Origin of the sequence: Deinococcus multiflagellatus (genome assembly GCF_020166415.1) — a bacterium.
Classification (GTDB): domain Bacteria; phylum Deinococcota; class Deinococci; order Deinococcales; family Deinococcaceae; genus Deinococcus; species Deinococcus multiflagellatus.
The window spans coordinates 13,624-31,359 of the sequence record NZ_JAIQXV010000024.1; the positions used below are offsets into that span (position 1 = coordinate 13,624).

At 65.5% G+C, this 17,736-nt stretch carries 19 protein-coding genes; 13 read left to right on the top strand and 6 right to left on the bottom strand.

Annotated features, from left to right (window positions below):
- Positions 1-9 precede the first annotated feature (9 nt).
- Positions 10-330, bottom strand: a complete 321-nt coding sequence (locus K7W41_RS20555) for an ArsR/SmtB family transcription factor (protein WP_224612196.1) — start codon at positions 328-330, stop codon at positions 10-12.
- Between the two features lie 556 nt (positions 331-886).
- Complete coding sequence (locus tag K7W41_RS20560; protein WP_224612197.1) at positions 887-1,132, bottom strand: DUF2171 domain-containing protein; 246 nt, start codon at positions 1,130-1,132, stop codon at positions 887-889.
- A 123-nt stretch (positions 1,133-1,255) separates the two neighbouring features.
- Between K7W41_RS20560 and K7W41_RS20565 the strand changes: the two genes are divergently transcribed.
- The 10 genes from K7W41_RS20565 to K7W41_RS20610 all read left to right on the top strand — a co-directional run bounded on the left by K7W41_RS20565 (position 1,256) and on the right by K7W41_RS20610 (position 8,419).
- A complete protein-coding gene (locus K7W41_RS20565) occupies positions 1,256-3,490 on the top strand; it encodes a heavy metal translocating P-type ATPase (RefSeq protein WP_224612198.1) in 2,235 nt (744 codons plus the stop codon).
- Entirely contained in the window at positions 3,487-3,747 is a 261-nt protein-coding gene (locus K7W41_RS20570; protein WP_058979688.1) for a glutaredoxin family protein, read from the top strand. The genes K7W41_RS20565 and K7W41_RS20570 overlap by 4 nt, the downstream gene beginning before the upstream one ends.
- The gene (locus K7W41_RS20575; RefSeq protein WP_224612199.1) at positions 3,744-4,250 is read left to right on the top strand and encodes a signal peptidase II; all 507 of its coding nucleotides are present in this window, start codon (positions 3,744-3,746) and stop codon (positions 4,248-4,250) included. Before K7W41_RS20570 ends, K7W41_RS20575 begins: the two co-directional genes overlap by 4 nt.
- Before the next feature lie 48 nt (positions 4,251-4,298).
- A complete protein-coding gene (locus K7W41_RS20580; protein WP_224612200.1) occupies positions 4,299-4,799 on the top strand; it encodes a DUF3105 domain-containing protein in 501 nt (166 codons plus the stop codon).
- Positions 4,769-5,398, top strand: a complete 630-nt coding sequence (locus K7W41_RS20585) for a DUF305 domain-containing protein (RefSeq protein ID WP_224612201.1) — start codon at positions 4,769-4,771, stop codon at positions 5,396-5,398. Before K7W41_RS20580 ends, K7W41_RS20585 begins: the two co-directional genes overlap by 31 nt.
- Positions 5,391-6,281, top strand: coding sequence for a cation diffusion facilitator family transporter (locus tag K7W41_RS20590; RefSeq protein ID WP_224612203.1), 891 nt, complete (start codon positions 5,391-5,393; stop codon positions 6,279-6,281). The genes K7W41_RS20585 and K7W41_RS20590 overlap by 8 nt, the downstream gene beginning before the upstream one ends.
- A gap of 24 nt (positions 6,282-6,305) precedes the next feature.
- Positions 6,306-6,953, top strand: coding sequence for an SCO family protein (locus tag K7W41_RS20595; protein WP_107139494.1), 648 nt, complete (start codon positions 6,306-6,308; stop codon positions 6,951-6,953).
- 35 nt (positions 6,954-6,988) lie between these two features.
- A complete protein-coding gene (locus K7W41_RS20600) occupies positions 6,989-7,351 on the top strand; it encodes an ArsR/SmtB family transcription factor (RefSeq protein ID WP_107139510.1) in 363 nt (120 codons plus the stop codon).
- Entirely contained in the window at positions 7,326-7,781 is a 456-nt protein-coding gene (locus K7W41_RS20605; RefSeq protein ID WP_224612205.1) for a hypothetical protein, read from the top strand. The genes K7W41_RS20600 and K7W41_RS20605 overlap by 26 nt, the downstream gene beginning before the upstream one ends.
- Positions 7,782-8,032: 251 nt before the next feature.
- A complete protein-coding gene (locus tag K7W41_RS20610; protein WP_221090910.1) occupies positions 8,033-8,419 on the top strand; it encodes a CopD family protein in 387 nt (128 codons plus the stop codon).
- 185 nt (positions 8,420-8,604) lie between these two features.
- Here the strand turns inward: K7W41_RS20610 and K7W41_RS20615 are convergent, their stop codons facing one another.
- Positions 8,605-10,167: a bifunctional metallophosphatase/5'-nucleotidase gene (locus tag K7W41_RS20615; protein WP_107139583.1), complete on the bottom strand. Its 1,563-nt coding sequence runs from the start codon at positions 10,165-10,167 to the stop codon at positions 8,605-8,607.
- A 321-nt stretch (positions 10,168-10,488) separates the two neighbouring features.
- Here K7W41_RS20615 and K7W41_RS20620 point away from each other — a divergent pair, with 321 nt between their 5' ends.
- Entirely contained in the window at positions 10,489-12,297 is a 1,809-nt protein-coding gene (locus K7W41_RS20620) for a hypothetical protein (protein ID WP_224612207.1), read from the top strand.
- Positions 12,298-12,530: 233 nt separating this feature from the next.
- Here the strand turns inward: K7W41_RS20620 and K7W41_RS20625 are convergent, their stop codons facing one another.
- Entirely contained in the window at positions 12,531-13,757 is a 1,227-nt protein-coding gene (locus K7W41_RS20625; protein WP_224612209.1) for a hypothetical protein, read from the bottom strand.
- A 289-nt stretch (positions 13,758-14,046) separates the two neighbouring features.
- On the opposite strand from K7W41_RS20625, the gene K7W41_RS20630 reads away from it, so the two are divergent.
- Together K7W41_RS20630 and K7W41_RS20635 are read left to right on the top strand one after the other, a co-directional pair.
- Complete coding sequence (locus K7W41_RS20630) at positions 14,047-14,709, top strand: hypothetical protein (protein ID WP_107139243.1); 663 nt, start codon at positions 14,047-14,049, stop codon at positions 14,707-14,709.
- A complete protein-coding gene (locus K7W41_RS20635; protein WP_107139242.1) occupies positions 14,710-14,928 on the top strand; it encodes a hypothetical protein in 219 nt (72 codons plus the stop codon). It abuts the gene before it with no gap.
- A gap of 43 nt (positions 14,929-14,971) precedes the next feature.
- Here the strand turns inward: K7W41_RS20635 and K7W41_RS20640 are convergent, their stop codons facing one another.
- Entirely contained in the window at positions 14,972-16,510 is a 1,539-nt protein-coding gene (locus tag K7W41_RS20640) for a tetratricopeptide repeat protein (protein WP_224612252.1), read from the bottom strand.
- A complete protein-coding gene (locus K7W41_RS20645; RefSeq protein WP_146160737.1) occupies positions 16,507-17,589 on the bottom strand; it encodes a protein kinase domain-containing protein in 1,083 nt (360 codons plus the stop codon). The genes K7W41_RS20640 and K7W41_RS20645 overlap by 4 nt, the downstream gene beginning before the upstream one ends.
- Positions 17,590-17,736: the final 147 nt, after the last annotated feature.

Genomic DNA, 17,736 nt, shown 5'->3' on the forward strand with positions numbered 1-17,736 from the left:
GGGGCCACGTTAACACACCGATTTCGGTTGATGTGTCAAGGTGCCGTGATCTGGGAAGAGATCGGCGAGAAGCTGGCCACCGATGTAGAACAGGGGCTCGCGGCGCAGCGCGTAATACATGTTCTTGCCGCGCTGCTCGGCGGTCACGAGGCCCGCTTCTTTCAGAATGCCCAGGTGGTACGACACTTTGGACTGCGGCAGATTCAGCAGCGCTTCGAGGTCGCAGACACAGTGTTCGCCCTGGGCGAGATGGCGCACCAGATCGTAGCGGGTGTCCTGGGCGAGCGCCTTGAGCTGGTCCAGCACCGTGGGCGCAGTCAGAGTAGTCACCCATCTATTCTATTCAGTGAGGTGCCGTTGGGTGTGAGTCTGACAGATGGTGGGGCACACTCAAGCATGTTGCGTCCACCCGATCTCCTGTGTCTTCCAGAAGACACGGCGCGCATTGCCCGTGCAGCCTTTCCCCAGGGCAATCTGCACCTGACGCTTCGGGACGAGTCTGGCCTTCTGTTCGATAATGGTGCCTTCCAGCATTTGTTTTCGAGCCGGGGTCGGCCTGCCTTGCCGTCTGGGCCTCGCGCTGGATGATTCTGGCTTCCATTTCAGCGTCCTGAGTTCCTTCCAATCACTCCGCTTGGATTGAATCGCCTAGAAACGATTCAATTCGAATCTATATCAGCCCACCTCAGCAGGGTTAAATTTGGTGCGCTGGGGGATTCCGCTCCTGACCCCAGGGTCCGGGCTCATCTGGCGCACCCGTTGTTCACATCAGACGGGGCGGGAGCCAGGCACGGCAACCGACCCGTATCTCGCTCAGGTGCGTCAGGAGACAGGGTCAAGAAAGAGCGGCGACTCCTGATCAGGGGTCGCCGCTCCGCCCAGCCTTTTACTGCCTGTGCTCGGGATGGGGGTCTTCATCCAGCCACTGCTGATGCACCTGGGCGTGGCTCAGGTTGAGGTGGACATGCTCATCCACGTGATCCACCGCGCTCAGCGGGAGCCAGTGATGCTGGCCGGACTCGTCCTTGGTGAGTTTGATGTACTCGCCGTCCAGACGGTCCACCTGGCCGTGGGGCTGGCCATCGGCGCAGACAACGGGCATGTGCTCTCTGATCTGATCTTGTTCAGTCATCGTGGTGCCTCCTGAGCCCCGAACGTACGCCCCAGTCCCCCATGCCCCGATGAACCCCAAGTCAAATCACCTTCATATCTGAGTAGATTTACATATGAGTGACAGCTCAGCTATCATAGGGCCATGACCCCCTCCTCCAGCCGGAACGATCATCCGGACCACCTGACCTACTTTGTCGAGGGTATGGACTGCGCCAGTTGCGTGCAGACGGTCGAGCGCATGGTGGCCACGCTGCCCGGCACCAGCGACGTGAAGACCAGCTTTACCAAGCAGACCCTGACCTTGCACCTGGATGAAGGGCAGACGCCCAGGGGCCTGCTGGAGAAGAACCTCAAATCGCTGGGCTACGTGCCTGCCCTGCTCGGGTCAGCCGCGCCGGCCGGTTCTCAGCCCCACAACCACCCTGACGGCAACCATGCTGGCCACACCCATGAGGTCGCGCCCCCAGGTACACCGTGGTACCGCACGGGTCAGGGCCGGCTGGTCGTGGTGTCCGGCGCGCTGCTGGCGCTGGCCTGGCTGCTGGGCTTTGTGCAGCCGTCGCTGTCGACCGCGGGCTACATCGCCGCCACCCTGCTCGGCGTCTGGCCGCTGGCGAAGAAAGCGCTTGCCAGTGCGCGCCTGGGTGATCCTTTCAGCATCAACATGCTGGTCAGCCTGGCGGCGATTGGCGCCGTGGCCATCGGGGAAGCCGCTGAGGGCGCCGTGGTGGTTTTTTTCTTCGCAGTCGGCGAGTTGCTTGAAGGCGTGGCCGCTGGCCGGGCCCGCGCCGGCATTCAGGCCCTCGCGGCCCTGGCCCCGAAAACCGCCCTGCTGCTGGACGGCGCTCAGCCCCGGGAAGTCCCGGCCGACGCCTTGCAGGTTGGTCAGACGGTGCAGGTCAACCCGGGCGCGCGCGTGCCGGCCGACGGCACCATCCTGACCGGCACCTCCAGTCTGGATGACAGCCCAGTGACCGGCGAAAGTGTGCCGGTGGTCAAAGGCCCCGGCGACGCGGTCTATGCCGGCAGCATCAACACCGACGGCACCCTACAGCTCCGGGTGGACAAAGCGGCGGCCGACAACACCATCGCGCGCATCATCCACATGGTGGAAGAAGCCGAGGGGAGCAAAGCCCCCACCGCGCGCTTCATTGACCGCTTCAGCCGGTATTACACCCCTGGGGTGGTCCTGGTCTCTGCCCTGGTCGCTCTGGTCCCGCCGCTGTTCTTCGGTGGACTCTGGCATGACTGGCTCTACAAGGGCATCAGCCTGCTGCTGATCGGCTGCCCCTGTGCCCTGGTGCTGAGCGTGCCCGCCTCCATCACCAGCGCCATCAGCGCTGGGACCCGGCGCGGCCTGCTGATCAAGGGCGGCGGCGCGCTGGAGACCATCGGTTCGGTGAGGACCATCGCCTTTGACAAAACGGGCACCCTGACCGCCGGCCGGCCCCGGGTCACTGACATTGTGGGCGACCAGGTGGGCCGGGCCGAGGTCCTGCGCCTGGCGGCGGCGGTGGAGTCCGGCAGCAGTCACCCGCTGGCCAAGGCCATCACCGCCGCCGCGCAGCAGGAGGGCGTGACCATCCCCGCCGCTCAGGGCGCGCAGGCCCTGCCGGGCAAAGGGGCGAGCGCCACGGTGGAGGGGCGCGCCCTGAGCGTGAGTTCCCCCCGTCACGCGGCAGAACTCGCCCCCCTGAGTCCGGCGCTCCTCAGCACCATCACCGCCTTCGAGGAGCAGGGCCGCACCGCCGTCGTGCTGCTGGAGGGCGCCACGCCTCTGGGCGTCCTGGCCATCCGCGACGAACCCCGCCCCGACGCCCGCGCCGCGCTGGCCCGCCTGAAGGACCTGGGCATTCAAACGGTGATGCTCACCGGCGACAACGCCCGCACCGGGCAGGCCATCGGCCGGGACCTGGGGCTGGACGTGCAGGCCGAGTTGCTGCCCGAAGACAAACTGCGCCTCATCGCCAGTTACAAAGCGCAGGGCGGCGTGGCGATGGTCGGGGACGGCATCAACGACGCGCCCGCCCTGGCCCAGAGTGATGTGGGCATCGCCATGGGGGGCGGCACCGACGTGGCCCTGGAAACCGCCGACGCCGCCCTCTTGCGTGAGCGGGTCTCGGGTGTGGCCGACCTGGTGGCCCTGTCGCGCGCCACCATGGGCAACATCAAGGTCAATATCGCCTTCGCCCTGGGCCTCAAGGCCATTTTCCTCGTCACCACCCTGCTCGGCTACACCAACCTCTGGATGGCCATTCTGGCCGACACCGGCGCCACTGCCCTGGTCACCGCCAACGCCCTGCGCTTGCTGCGCTGGAAAGGCCAGGACGCCCTGACCACTCCCGCTCCCCACACGGACGCTGCGGTGCCCGCGTGACGGCCGCAAAGGCGCCCATCACCCTCTACACCGTGCCCAACTGCCCGGACTGCCACGCCGTCGCGCGGCTGCTCAGCCGCTGCGGGGCCGCGTACACCGAACGGGATCTGCGCCAGGACCCAGGCGCCCTGGCGGCGCTGCGCCAGGTCACCGACGTGCGGGTCGCCCCCGTCACCGTGGTGGGCGAGCAGGTCTTTTTCGGCACGGTGGACCAGCAGCGCCCGGGCCTGCTCGCCGCGCTCAAGGGCACCGCATGAAGTGGCGTCCCCTCCTCCTGGTCCTGGCGCTCCTGGTCGCCGAAGGCCTCCTGAAAGCCTGGGCCGTCACCACCCTTGAGCCAGGGGTGAATCGCCCACTTCTTCCAGGTGTCCTTCACCTGGGCTTCACCCTGAATCCGGGCATGGCGTGGGGCCTGCTGGGCGGCTTTGCCGCGCCTCTGGCCGTGCTGCGGGTGCTCGTCGGCCTCGGCCTCGTGGGCGCCCTGGGCCTGGGCCGCGTGCCCCGCCGCTGGATCTGGCCGCTGGCCCTGATCGCGGCGGGCGCGCTGGGCAATGGCCTGGACGGTCTGATGCGGGGCGCCGTGGTGGACTACCTCACGTCACCGCTCCTGGACACCGTGTCCAGAGCGGTATCCAGAGAGCCCTTTCCTGTCTTCAACCTGTCCGACGTGCTGGTGTGTGCCGGGACAGGCGCCTTGCTCATCCTCTCCTGGCGTCAGGACCGACGCGCCGCCCACGCGCGGAAGCAGCCTCTGTCTTGATGGCCCCCACGCCCCTATTCCCGCTTCATGTCATCGTCTGGAGACCCTATGAAACGACTGCTGCTGCTGGCCCTCACCGCCTTTCTCGCTGCCTGTAATCAGACCGGGGGTGAGATTGAGGGCGTCAAGAGTTTCAAGTTCGAGGGCGGCGCCCATAAGCCCGGCCGCCTGGAGTACGCGCAGCGCCCACCGGCGGGAGGCGAACACAACTCATCGTGGCAAAACTGCGGCGTCTATGAGCGGCCCATCTACGACGAGTACGCGGTGCACAGCATGGAGCACGGGGCAGTCTGGGTCTCGTATCAGCCGAACCTGAGCACCAGCCAGGTGCTGCAACTCCGGGAGACCCTGGATGGACGCACCTACACCCTGCTCTCGCCCCATGAGACACAAAAGGCCCCCATCGTCCTCAGTGCGTGGAACAAGCAACTGGAGGTGCAAGACGCCTCGGACCCCCGGATCAAAGCGTTCGTCCAGACCTATGAGCAGGGCGGTGAAGCACCAGAGATTGGAGCCTCGTGCAGCGGCGCGTACGACGACACGGTCTGATTCGCTGGGGAGGCGCGGCGCTGGCCACCGCCGCTCTGGGTGCCGGTCTGGCCGTCGCCTGGCCGGCGCCGCCCCGCGAGCCCAGTGCGGACGTGGCCTTCGCCCGCGATATGGCGGCCCACCACGCCCAGGCCGTGAACATGAGTGTCACCCTCCTGAGGCGCGCGGCCGACCCCGAAGTGCGCCTGCTGGCCCAGGACATTCTGCTGACCCAGCAGGCGCAGATCGGGCAGATGCAGGGCTGGCTGATGGCCTGGGGCCGGCCGCTGGCCGGGCGGGAGGCGCCCATGAAGGGCATGGACCGTTCGGCCATGGGCATGGCGCCAGCAGGTGAAGAGGCCGCGCTGAACACCTTGCCGGTGACCACCGCTGAGACCCGCTTTCTGCTGCTCATGCGCCGGCACCATCAGGGGGGCGTGGCCATGGCCACGTCGGCTCTGAACGCGGTGCGCCGCCCGGAGGTGCGGGCGTTTGCACAGCGGGTGGTGAGCGCCCAGACCACAGAAATCCTGGCCATCGACGCGTTGCTTGGGGGCCGCAAGGTCACCGTTCCGTCAACCGCCCCGTCCCACTCAATGGACACGATGGACCATGAGTGACCACGGCCACAGCCACGGCGCCGCTGCCAATGCCCGCCAGCTCACGCTGGCGCTGCTCCTGACCGGCAGTTTCCTGGTCGTTGAGGTCATCTATGGCCTGCTCTCCGGCAGCCTGGCCCTGCTCTCAGATGCAGGCCACATGCTCACCGACGTGATGGCCCTGGCGCTGTCGCTGTTCGCGCTGAAGATCGGCCAGCGGACCGCTGATCGCCGCCGCACCTTCGGGTACCGCCGCGCGGAGATTCTGGCGGCCACGGTGAATGCGGCGGCCCTGTTCGCCATCGGGCTGTACATTCTCGTCGAGGCGTATGGACGGCTGCAGGCCCCGGTCGAGGTGCAGACCACCCCGATGCTGATCGTGGCCACCCTGGGGCTTGTGGTCAACCTCATCAGTGCGCGCCTGCTGGTGCAGGGCAGTGGGGACAGCCTGAACATGAAGTCGGCCTACCTGGAAGTCATGGGTGACCTGCTGGGGTCAGTGGCCGTCATTGTGGGCGCGCTCCTGATCCGCTTCACCGGCCAGACCTGGATTGATCCGGTGCTCGGGGCGTTGATCGGCCTGTGGGTGTTGCCGAGAACCTGGCAGCTGCTCAAGGCGAGCGTGAATGTCCTGATGGAAGGGGTGCCGGACGGTCTGGACCTCAGCGCGCTGCGATCTGAACTCGCCGCCCTGCCAGGCGTGACGGACGTACACGACCTGCATGTGTGGAGCGTCAGCAGCGGCGAGCACAGCCTCACGGCGCATCTGGTCAGTCCGGCCCCACCTGCCGACCTGCACGCCCGGATCAGCGAAGTGGCCAGCCGGCACGGCATTGAGCACGTCACGGTGCAGCTTGAGGTGCCCGGGGCCCACCGCACGGCCAACACCCATCTTCACCCTTAATTCCCCCATGTTGAAGGACACACCATGACGTCTGACTCCCTGCCCCTCGCACAGGCCCCCCGGTCCTGGCAGCGCTCGCTGACCCTGGCGCTGCTGGCGGTGGCGGCCCTGCTGTCCCTGGCGCTGCTGTACACCCGGCTGCGCAACCCGCAGGCCCTCCTCGGTACGGCCTATCCGCCCGGCACCGCGGCCCCGCCCCTGGCCGGGACCGGTGACGACGGTCGTCCCCTGGCCCTGGCTGATTTCAAAGGCAAAACGGTGGCCGTCTTTTTCGGCTTCCTGAACTGCCCAAATATCTGCCCCACCACCCTGGCGGCCCTGGAACGGGTGCGGCAGACACTCCCAGAGCGGCAGCGCACAGATTTTGTGAGTTTGCTCGTTACGGTTGATCCTGGGCGGGACACGCCAGCGGAACTGCGCTCATACGTCCGCTACTTCAGCCCAGACGCCCGCGGTCTGGTGATCCCCAAAACGCCGCTGCGCCAGGCGGCAGCCGCCTGGGGCGTCGGGTTTGAGTATTCGAATGTCACGGCGCCCGACCGCTACGACGTGAATCACACGACCGGTGTCTATCTGGTTGACAAAGAGGGCAACCGGCGAGTGGTGTGGGATTACACGCAGCTCAACCTCACGGACCGGATTGCGGCGGACGTGCGGACGGTGATGCAGTGACAGCAGGTGTCTTGACCAGCCTCTACACTGACGTGATGAGAACCGCCTCTCAAGACGACGTGTGCGAAGTGACCTGTCTGCATCCGGAGGCCGTCCAACTGGCGCGCACCCACCAACCGGAGGACGTCTGCATTGAGGACGCAGCCGCCTTTTTGAAACTGATGGCGGACCCCACCCGGCTCAAGATTCTGAGTGCGCTGAAGACGACTGAGCTGTGCGTGTGTGATCTGGCAGCGGTGGTGGGCATCAGCGAGAGTGCCGTTAGTCATCAGCTGCGCCTCCTGCGCACCGGCCGCATCGTCACGTTCCGCAAGGAAGGCCGCATTGCCTATTACCGGCTCCTCGATCACCATGTCACGACCACCATCCGTAATGCCCTGGATCACGCGACCGAGTAAGGGGCAGCGGCGGACGCTGGCGCTCGCCCTCCTGGGCGGCGCGCTGGTCAGCGTGCCCACCGGGTGGTGGCTGGCGGACAGCCTGCGCTGGCGCTCGCCGCTGTACTGCATTGAGACGCCTGGTACGCTGTGGAACGGTCTGGCACCGCTCCCCGTCGGCCTGAGCCCCACCTGTCCGGACAGCCAGAGTTACCGCCGGGAAGTCCGGGCTGGGGAGAGCCGGGTTGAGCAGTACCTGGTGTCCGGCTGGCAGCCGCTGGTCGCGGCCCAGGTCCTGCGAGACAAAGGTTTTATTCTGCTGGACGACGAACTGCGGGAAGCCACCCACTACTCGGCCTTTATGGGCCGCGCCGTACCGGCCGAGCTGCACTACACGGCCGTGCAGCAGGGTCCCAACACCCTGATCACCATCAGCGGGGCCGCACAGTGAGCCGGTCCAGGTAACGGCGCAACAGATGGCCCAGGCCCAGATGCGCTGGCTGCTGAGTGTCCTGTGTGTCCTCGGCGCCTTCGTGTACCTGGGACGCGAGCCTCTGGCCCTGGCCACCCCAGGCGCAGCCGCGCATGCGGGGCATTCTGGAGCCAGCGGGCCGGCCGAGCCGGCCGAGGGTGGGCGGACTGGGGCACGGTGCTGGCCATGGTCCCAGCGTTCGGCTTCTCCACGCGGCGCATGGCGGCGCAATGGCCGTCTGGCTTGGCGGCGTGCTGACGTTGGTGGCCTGGCCGGACGGCCGTCTGGCAGCCCTGACCCGCTTTGCACCGGTGGCCACGGCCTGTGTGCTGGTGCTGGCCGTGACGGGCATAGTGGCCACCTGGGAACATGCTGGCGGCGTGCCCACGCTGGACAGCCGTTACGGCCGGCTGCTGCTGCTGAAACTGGTGTTCGTTGGCGTGACGCTGGGGGTGGCGGGCCTGCTCCGGCGACGCCTGGCGCGTCAGGGCCGCGTGGACGCCCTGCTGTCACTGGAAGTGGCGCTGTTGAGCCTCATCCTGGCGGTCACCGCCAGTCTGTCCGTCACGCCGACGCCCACCCACGGAAGCGTCCCCTTCGGCCCCCTGTTGACCTGAACAGCAGCAGAGGCCAGAGGAGTCTTCCCCTGGCCTCTGCTGCCGGTGCGGACTGCAGGCGACCCGTTGTGCCGACCACACTGGGGGTGGCGTGGCCGTCGTTCACCTCACCTGTACACTGAAGAAGCCTGACATGGGTCAGGCTTTCATGCGGCGGCGCCCATTGGGGGCGCCGTTTGTCCTGTTCACTTGGGCTCGTTGAGAATCACGATACGGCCTTCTGGCTCAGCGTCCACCGCAGGCTGCCCCTGCAGGTAACGCACCAGGATGTCCACGTCCAGCGTCCCCGTGTCCAGGCGGGGCGCACCCTGAAACATCGTGAACCCGTCCCCTCCACCCGCCGTGAAGTTGTTCATGGCCACCTTGTAGGCTTGGGCGTCGACGAGCGGCTGGCCGTTCAAGGTCACGGCCGTCACGCGGCTGCCCGCTGGGCGCCCCAGGTCAAAGGTGTAACTCACGCCGCGGCTGACATGCAGGAACTGCCCCTTGTTCTCACTCCAGGTGGCCACGCCGTGTTCCAGTGCCGCCTTGATCTGGGTCCCCGTCAGGGTCAGAACCGTCAGGGTGTTGCCGAATGGCTGCACCGTGATGGCCTCGTCAAAGGTAATCGGGCCAGCGTTGATGCTGGCCCGCACGCCACCGCCATTCACGAACGCGAGTTGTGCGCCAGCATTCTGCGCGGCGGCCAGCGCGGCGTCGGCCAGCACGTTCGCCATGGTGCTCTCGCGCCGGCGCACGATCTCCCGGTTGCCGTTCAGGCCGCGCGTGGTTTGCCCGATCACCCGTTGGCGCAGGTTCGCAATCGGCACGGTCAGCGTCTCCACCATGCGCTTGGCGGTGGGGTCTTCAGCGATGTCAGCGGTGACGGGCACGGGGTTCCCCTCCCAGCTTTCGACCGCACCGCTGTCATTGAAGGTCACTTTCAGGCGCCCCAGCACTTTGCCCCACTCCCACGCTGCCACCAGCAGGGTCCGGTTGCCGTCCGGGTTCGGCAGAATGGTTGGGTACGGCCCCTCGCTGGCCGGGAAGTCCTTGTTGGTGAAGGTGCCCAGCAGGGTGTGCGAGTGCCCACCAACAATCACGTCAATGCCGGAGACGGTCCGCGCCACCTCCTGCTCCAGGGTGTACCCCAGGTGCGAGACCAGAAAGATCTTGTTGACGCCCTGGGCCTGCAGTGCGCTGACACTGTTGCGCAGGCTCGCCATCAATTCGAGCATTTTCACGTTCGGGCCAGGCGAACTGATCTGCGGCAGGTCCGGCGTCACGGCGCCGATCACGCCCACCTGCTGCCCGCCGACGGTCATCACGGCATAGGGTCTAATCCGGTCTTTGAGCAGGGGCTCGGCCGTGACGTCCAGGTTCGCGGCCAGCAGCGGAAAGGTGGCCCGCTCCGCGAACTTGGCCAGCGCCTCTGGACCATCGTCGAACTCATGGTTGCCCACCGCCATGGCGTCGTAGCCCATCAGGTTCATGAACAGAACGTCGGCCAGACCCTTGTACACGTTGTAGAACAGTGTGCCCTGGAAGGTGTCGCCGCCCGACAGGACCAGGGGGTTTGGGTCCTGTGCGCTGAACTGCTTCACCAGTGTGGCCTGCCGGGCGTAACCGCCGTACAGGTTGTCGCCGATCTTGGTGGGCTCCAGGCGCCCGTGCAGGTCGTCGGTGTGCAGCACGGTCACCGTCAGCGGCGCGGCGTAGGCGCTGCTCAGGAGGGCTGTGGTCAACAGGGCCAGTGAGAAGCGGGTCATGGGCCACCAGTATAAGAATCTGGCGTCAGGCGCTGTGCACCGCGACCTGCTCGGCGGCCCACATGCCAATTCAAAGGGCGAACAGCGTATTGGCAGTGGCCCAGTCCAGCACTCCTGGTGGCCCTCCCGGGGTGGCTGGTCATGATCCAGCGCGCAGGCGGAGGGCCAGTTGATGCACCTGTCGTCCGTCCAGAGACGTGGGATGGACAAGGCACATCGCGCCTTGTCGCTTGGCGCAATGGCCTGGCCCTCTGACGTCAACCGTCGCTCCTCTCGCGTAAACCACGTCCACTGCGTCGCGCTCAGTCCTATGCTGACGCTGTGTCCCGTTTCAACCATGTCCCGCAAGTGGAGAGGTACGCGGTCTCTGCCGGGCTGCACACCAAAACATTGACGTTCATCAGACCACAGGGAGTGTGTCCCTCCATCTTCAATGAGCGGTCCCTGGACGTTTTTCGTCCACTGTCGGTCAGCCTGGGTAAAAGCACAGTTGACGTGCTGATCTGGTTGGACTGGGACATCATCTTTGCCTACACCACATACTTCACGGGTGCCATTCGACATGACCATTTCATGCAACTGGCGGCTGATGTCGTTCAGTCGGGTCTGGCCGTCGTCTCGCATTACTCCGAAGGCTTTCTCATCTGGAAATCTCAGTCCATTCACGCTGAGCCCTTCGACATCCATCGGGAGCCATTCGTCAGGCCGCGCACGGCCGCGTTCACGTTTCCCGAGGGGCTGGGGCCCTATCAAATGCAGTCTGCCCTCCACGCCGCACAGATGAGGTTTTTCGAGCATCATTACGTGAGTCCAATGGTGGCGAAGGAGCTGCTCTATTTCAGGGCGTTCCTGGAGCCTTGTGAGCTCAAGACGGCGGGCAAGCACATCAGGCTTTACCCGTCCCTGACCGTTCACCAGAACGGGGTCTTCCAGATGCATTTCCGCCTGATGTCAAATGGAAATCTGATCTCGACTCGGGAATTGATCGACGACTTCCTGAATTCGCCCATGTCAGTGGCCACGGATATCCTCGTGCCTCCAGCCCTGATGAAGTTAGATGGGCGGAAGTTGATCTTCGAAGATGAGTATTACGAGAGCAGGCGCTCAGCGCTGCGCCAGTGGCAAAGGCTTGAAAACCTGATTGCCCGCTCCGTCAACCGAGTAGAGGGTGGCCCCGATTCATTCGACCACGATTTGATTTCGCTTGATCCAGAAGGCAAGGGGGAGGGGGCGCCAATGTCATTGACGACCGTCACCACCATGCTCAGCAATGCGCTGACGACACTCCTCAATCAGCCCAGGATAGGGTGGCGCTATCGGCTTCTTGGGCCAAAAAAAGCGCGCTACGAACAGGGTGAATTCTGGCGCGGCACCCCGAACGTGTACCTGCTCTCCATGCGCAATCATCCCCCGACCGCCTCGGACATTCACAGCAGATACGCCGCAGAACTGGGGCACATCATGAGCCGCTCCAAGGACATTCCTGGCCCTCAGGCGCAGAAACATCTGGGTGAGTCGTTGCGATCAGCGGAGGATTATCTGAGCTATACCGGTCAGGCCCTCAACCTGTTCGTGTACTCCCGCTCAGGACGTGATGGATATGAAGGAGATGACCCGAACGCCAACGAACTGATTTATGCGCTTCAATCACATGTGGATTTGGTGGATTTCATCAATGGCAGTCTGTGGCAATGTGAGGAGCGCGCTCTCCTTCACGCCCACACTGTTGAGGAGCTGATCACCAACCGGAAGCGCCAGACGTTATATGACTACGCCAGTCGACGTCCTTTTCACTTCGGTGAGCTCAATGATTGGTTCACTGAGGTACAGAAGGCGCACAACATCGAAGCAACAAGAGCGGCCATCGCATTCAATACGACTCTGAATCTTGAAAAATTCAAAGAACGTCGAAATTTCAAGAGACAGCAGTTCCAATGGCTGATGGCCGCCCTGCTGGGCGTCATTGCGGCGGGGACATCCGGCGGCAAACTGGTGAGCCTGTTCTGGGAAGGCGCGGGAGGCCTGCCTCAATCGGAACTCCGGTATGCCCTCGTGGCCATGACGGTTGTTGCCATGGTGTTCCTTGCTGCGTACAAGGGATTTGTGGAGCCAATCGGGGCAGAGACCTGAGCCGGATTCCGGATCATCCGTTCCGGCACCGAAGTTTCGGTGCCTTCACGCCGCTCCGTCCCCGTTTTTCCTTCTGTCTTCGGTGGGGTACACCCGTTCTTCCATCACGGGTGTACCCGAATCCTGATGAGCCGTGCAGGGTGGATGGGCGGCGGCGGAACTGGTGAACGTCCTTGCCCCCGCCCCTGGCCTGCGCCGGGTTGTCGTCCTCAGGTGACCTTCAGAGCGCCGGTTTACTCGTGGGGGGGCGGTTGATCCGGGTCGCAGTAATCAATGGCCGCGCTTTGAAACGTGCCAGTCACAATTTCCCGTTTGAAGGGGTAGCCAACCCGCACGCCTTCCGCCGCACATTCGAGGGTGAAGCGCTCCCCCGGCGCCACCGACGTGTCGCCCAGCCGCAGTGGCCGCTTGGCCTCGTAAATGGCGCAGTAGGGTGTGCAGAAGTAAAAGCCGACGGGCGTGCCACTGCTGGTCCGGGCGATGGCGGCGCCACCCGTCTCCACGGCGCGCCGGATGTCATCCCACAGGGCCACACTTGCGGCTGGATCGGGGTCCAGGGCCCACATCTCGGCAATCACGCGCGCTGCATCCGGGTTGCGTTTCAGGGACGCGGTGGACGCTGGATCGGTCATGGCCCAGGGGTCAAACCCCTTCTCGCCGGGCAGCGGCGTGCGCAGGAAGGGCCCACCTCCCCGTGGGCGCTTGGGCGCGCCTGTGCCCGGCGGGCGCTCATTCATCAGGGCCGGGTAGCTGATCAGTTGGCCGGCCCGGTACAGGGCTTCAATGGCGGCTTTGGCCTGGGTTTCAATCTGCTCATGCAGTTCGGCGGAGGCGTTCGGCCGGTACATGCCCGCGGCGTACTGGGCTTTGGACATGGCTTCGGCAAACTGACCTCGAAGCTTGGCGAGTCTGGCCTGATCGCTGGGGGGCGTGGCCTCCTCCAGGCCGTGCATCGCCGCTTCGGCATGCAGGCGCATGGCCTCCAGCGCCGCCATCATGGCCTCCAGGTGGGGCCGGGGACAGGGCTCCACGGGCGACCAGGCCGGCAGGGCAGCGGGCAGGGTGCCCTGGGGCAGGTCAAAGTCGGGATCATGGGTCGCCTGGCTGGCGTGACCCAGCCAGCGCTGCACCTGCTGGTAATAGGCCTCCACCTGATCAAATGTTACGGGCGGCACGAAGCCCACGGTGCCTGGATCGGCCGTTTCATCGGCCGCCAGCATCTTGTCCCCCAGGGTTTGCAGGGCGAAAGCGTTCCAGGCGCAGGCCAGTTCCAGCCCCACATGGCGCTTGAGGGCAAAGGGACTGACGCCGCCCACCAGCAGGTCGAAGCGGCGGCGTTCCGCCGCGTCCAGCAGGGGATGCACCGCCGCACCCGCCTGCCGGTAGGCGTAGAGGGTCTGCGCGTCGCGCTCGCCACGGGTAAAGGCGCGCATCCGCGCCCAGATGCCTGGAGTCTCCATAACACCTACTGTACGGGGGGCGAGACGGACGCGCGGCAGAAGTTGAAGGCACACCGTGCAGGACCAGGTTTCAGCAACGGCCTTCAGGGCCATTCGCAGCCTGTTTTGCGTCGGTCCCAGACAGACGCCAGGTCGGCCGATGCCTCCTTCCTGCAAAAAGGGGCAGTGGTTTTCCGATACATTGCCCTGCGCCACGGACGTGACCTCCGGTGCTCAGCCGGCGCCTGCCACCTGCCTGGCGATCAAGCGTAGGCGGGGAGAACCTCTTGAGTAGACTGGACCACCTTCCATGACGGCAGATGACCTTTCCCCCAATGCCTCATCACATGGGCTGTCGGCCGAGCTGCTCAACGTCACGCACGCGCTTCGTGTACGCTTTCCCAGACGGCCAGCCGAGATTCGACAACCCACCGAGAATCTGCAAGAAGCCTATGCCCAGGCGCAGGACCTGAGCAACGAATTCCTCTCTCAACTCACGCTCTTCGGCACCCTCTCTGGCGCGCGGGCCACCCCCCGGCCGAACGGCATCAAAAGCTGGGCCCGCACGGAAGAGAAAGGTAACCTGTTCGGTCTGGTGCCACTCGACATCCTGGGGGGCAAATACGTGTTTGGGCAACTCGCCCCCCTATACGCGGCGGCGGCGCGCGTGCATGAGGGCTTTGACGTGCTGGCCTTTCAAGACCGGTTCCTCAAGCCTCAGGCCAGTGGCTACCGCGACCTGCAGTTTGTGGTCTCTGTGCAGGGGCACGCGGCGGAAATTAAGTTCTGTCACGCGGCATTTGATGAGCTGGACGCCTATGAGCACCGCCTGTACGAAATGCGGCGGGTCCTCGAACGCAAGGCAGAACTGTCCGCCATTGAGCGGATTGTCTTGGATACACTCATTGATGCGAGTACACTGATGTACCAGCAGGTCTGGGCCAGCGTCAGTGCAGAAGGAGGCGGTGAGTAGATGACCAAGTTTTATCTGGTGGGCACCGTGCCCGTCAAAATCGAGAAGCGTCCCGACGGTGCGACGGTGGTTCAGGCCTTTAATGTCCAGCTGGGCCGCCTGGAGAACAACTCCCGCTACTACACCATGATCCGCCGCGATGACACCGGACTGGTGCGGGTGATCACAGAAGCGGAGTTTGACGCCCAGGTGGCGGCCCTGCGGCTCAAAGCGTCCTGATCAGCGAACCTTGCGCGGGGGTGGCCTCAGGCCACCCCCGCGTTTACGCCTCACTGAAGGCCAGCACGTCGGCCATGGCGCGCTGAGCGGTCAGCACCAGCCCAGGCTCCGCAATCTTTTCTGCCATGAGGCGCGCCCGCATCAGCCGTTCCGGGGCAGATGGATCCTGAATGCGGGCCAGTTCCCGGCTGTAGTACAGCGTGGCGAGCGTTTCGTATTCCCACAGCGACCGGGCGCGCGCCGCCGCGATGGCCTGTTCATAGCGCGCGCGCCCCAGTTCTTCGTTGCCACGGCGAAATGCGATCAGGCCCTGGGTGGCGCTGAGCGTGAGGCCCAGTTCCGTGTCAGGGGGCAGCGGCTGGGTCCGCGCGAGGTACTGCTGGGCCAGGTCGAGCTGCCCGGCTTCAGCGAGGTAGAAGGCCATGTTGTTCAGCAGCAGGTCCTCGTCCGGGGAGGCGGCCAGCGCCATGCGCGTGAGGTCAATGGCCCGGCTGGGGGTGGGATCAAGCAGGTGCGAGAGATACCCCGCCAGGATCGCGGGTTCTGCGGAAAACGGTTCATCCTGGAACCATGCGAGGTAAGCGGCGCGCGCCGCCTGAAACTGCTGGGCTTCATAGCTGGCCCATCCGGCCGCCTCAAAGTTGCGCGGCACGTCGGGCCACTGGCGCTCATCCAGGTCCAGACGCACTTGAGGGGCCGCCCACTGCACCTGCGCCAGGGCGTTCTCGGTGGGTTGCTCCAGCGCTTGTTGGAGCCGCCGCCGCACGGTTTTGGGTTTGGCGTCCTGGAGTTCCAGGGTGCCGAGGGCCGCGGCCAGCTCACTGATGTGGTGGGGCCGAAATTCCCGGCGGTCCAGCACTTCGCGCGCCCGTTTGATGCTTCGGGGCACCAGGCCCGCCACCATGGCAGCGCTGATCTCGGCGGCCATCAGCCAGGGGTCGTGGGGGGTACGAGGTTGACGCCGGAGCAGATCAACCGCTTCGTCTGGCGCCTGAACGTGCACGTAAAACCGCACGGCCGCCCGGAGCACCAGCCGGTGGTGCGGCGCCAGGCCCACGGCGACCCGCAGGTGCCGCTCGGCCTTGCGGGTCGCGCCCAGGGCGGCGTACATGCGGGCCAGGTCCACGTGGGCCAGTGGGTCGCGGCCAAACGCGTTCAGGTTCGCGCGCAGCCGGCGCACTTCACTGTGCATGTCGTCTGGGGCCAGTTCATCCAGGTTGGCTGTGGGGAGGGAACGCAACCCGGCCAACGGCTGGCCCAGGATGTGCCGGGCGGCCTGCAAGACCCGCGCTGTGGTGTCGTGAGGGTGGCGCAGCAAAAAGGCGGCGGCGGCCTGCGCGCCCTCAACCTGGCGCAGGAGGGTGGCCGCGCCGGTGAGTTCAGCGGCCCGCCCCACGGAAGGGTGTAGGGCAAATGCCGTCTGTAACTCCAACAGGCGGACGCTGGCCTGCGCCCGGACACGCTGCGCTTCCTTGGGCGGCGCAGCGTTCAGGCTGTTGGCTTCGCCCAGCTGGACGGCGGTGGCGGTCTCCCGCCAGCGCGGAAGGACGCGCCGGTCTTCCTGCCGCGGCAACTGGGTCACCGCGCACGCCGCTGGGCCAGCAGGGCCCGCTGCCGCAGCCGGTCAAACAGACTCACGTACCGCTGCACGCCCGTGGGGTCAAGGGTGCCGACGTTGCTCGGGTGCCCGCGCCGGGCAGGCTCTGGAAAGCAGAGTTCCCGGATACAGCGGGCCAGGTCGGGAGTCAGCTCCGGCCCGACCCGGGCCAGCAGATCACGCTCGACCGCCTGCATCGCCCGGCCAAAGGCGCTCAGCAGGTGCGGCACCAGATCCGCAAAGCTGCCTTCCCACTCCCCGCAGAAGATGATGGGCTGAAGGGGCTCGTCCAGCTCAGCGTACAAATACGTATTGAAGTGCTGATGGGTAAACAGGAAGGTGACCAGCCCGCCCAGCATGTAGAGGTCAGCCCATTTGCGCTCCCGCCAGACTTCGGTGGACGGCGCGAAATACAGCACTTCGGGCGGGGCGTACTCCATGGTGCCGGAGAACAGATGCTCGTGGTGGGGGGAGGTGCCGCGGGCGTCCACGGCCCGGCCCAGGTCGCCAATCTTCCAGCCGTCCCCGGGAAACACCAGGACGTTGGCGGGTTTCAGGTCATTGTGGGCGTACCGGGCCCCGTGCAACTGCTGCAGCCCCACCGTGACGTGGTGAACGCAGTGCAGCAGCCAGACCGAATCGATGGTCGTCATGGCCAAGTGGTCGCGGATGTCCCCGGCCGCGCGGTCAAACACGATGTAGGGCACCGGGACGATGCTGCCAGGCAGCCGCTCCTCGCCGTGATCCATCGCCCGCACGACGCGGTGCATGCGCAGGTCCCGGCAAATGTCGAGCAGTTTGACTTCGAAATTGAACTGCGCGGACACGAGTTGCAGCTCGAGCATGACGTTGGGGGCCTGGTAGACGTCAGACAGGTCAATGGCTTTCAGGAACCCTTCGCGCCCGTCGCGGTGCCGCACGAAGTAGCCGACCGAATGCTGCCCTTCATGAACGGGCGCCGCGGTGCCCAGAGGCGTCAGCACGTCCCAGCCGCTGGCCAGGGTCAGGCCGGCCAGGAAGTGGGCGGGGTGGGTGTGTGGCGCGCGTGGCGGGGGGTGGGCCATAAGGGTGTGAGGTACCGGTACCGTAGCACGAGTGCCTTCAGGGCCGCGCAGAACGCCTGGTTAGAGGTTTACATCGCCGGTAAAAGCGGCGAAGGTTTCCAGCGAAGCTTTCAGTCTGCAGGCCCGCGAAAGCCTGAATCTTGATTG

Bases quoted from the DNA above. Each gene is read 5' to 3' on its own strand.
- K7W41_RS20560 (WP_224612197.1), bottom strand. From the start codon at position 1,132: ATGACTGAACAAGATCAGATCAGAGAGCACATGCCCGTTGTCTGCGCC.
- K7W41_RS20590 (WP_224612203.1), top strand. From the start codon at position 5,391: ATGAGTGACCACGGCCACAGCCACGGCGCCGCTGCCAATGCCCGCCAG.
- K7W41_RS20580 (WP_224612200.1), top strand. From the start codon at position 4,299: ATGAAACGACTGCTGCTGCTGGCCCTCACCGCCTTTCTCGCTGCCTGT.
- K7W41_RS20630 (WP_107139243.1), top strand. From the start codon at position 14,047: ATGACGGCAGATGACCTTTCCCCCAATGCCTCATCACATGGGCTGTCG.
- K7W41_RS20600 (WP_107139510.1), top strand. From the start codon at position 6,989: ATGAGAACCGCCTCTCAAGACGACGTGTGCGAAGTGACCTGTCTGCAT.
- K7W41_RS20595 (WP_107139494.1), top strand. From the start codon at position 6,306: ATGACGTCTGACTCCCTGCCCCTCGCACAGGCCCCCCGGTCCTGGCAG.
- K7W41_RS20610 (WP_221090910.1), top strand. From the start codon at position 8,033: ATGGCCGTCTGGCTTGGCGGCGTGCTGACGTTGGTGGCCTGGCCGGAC.
- K7W41_RS20605 (WP_224612205.1), top strand. From the start codon at position 7,326: ATGCCCTGGATCACGCGACCGAGTAAGGGGCAGCGGCGGACGCTGGCG.
- K7W41_RS20615 (WP_107139583.1), bottom strand. From the start codon at position 10,167: ATGACCCGCTTCTCACTGGCCCTGTTGACCACAGCCCTCCTGAGCAGC.
- K7W41_RS20565 (WP_224612198.1), top strand. From the start codon at position 1,256: ATGACCCCCTCCTCCAGCCGGAACGATCATCCGGACCACCTGACCTAC.
- K7W41_RS20625 (WP_224612209.1), bottom strand. From the start codon at position 13,757: ATGGAGACTCCAGGCATCTGGGCGCGGATGCGCGCCTTTACCCGTGGC.
- K7W41_RS20635 (WP_107139242.1), top strand. From the start codon at position 14,710: ATGACCAAGTTTTATCTGGTGGGCACCGTGCCCGTCAAAATCGAGAAG.
- K7W41_RS20575 (WP_224612199.1), top strand. From the start codon at position 3,744: ATGAAGTGGCGTCCCCTCCTCCTGGTCCTGGCGCTCCTGGTCGCCGAA.
- K7W41_RS20645 (WP_146160737.1), bottom strand. From the start codon at position 17,589: ATGGCCCACCCCCCGCCACGCGCGCCACACACCCACCCCGCCCACTTC.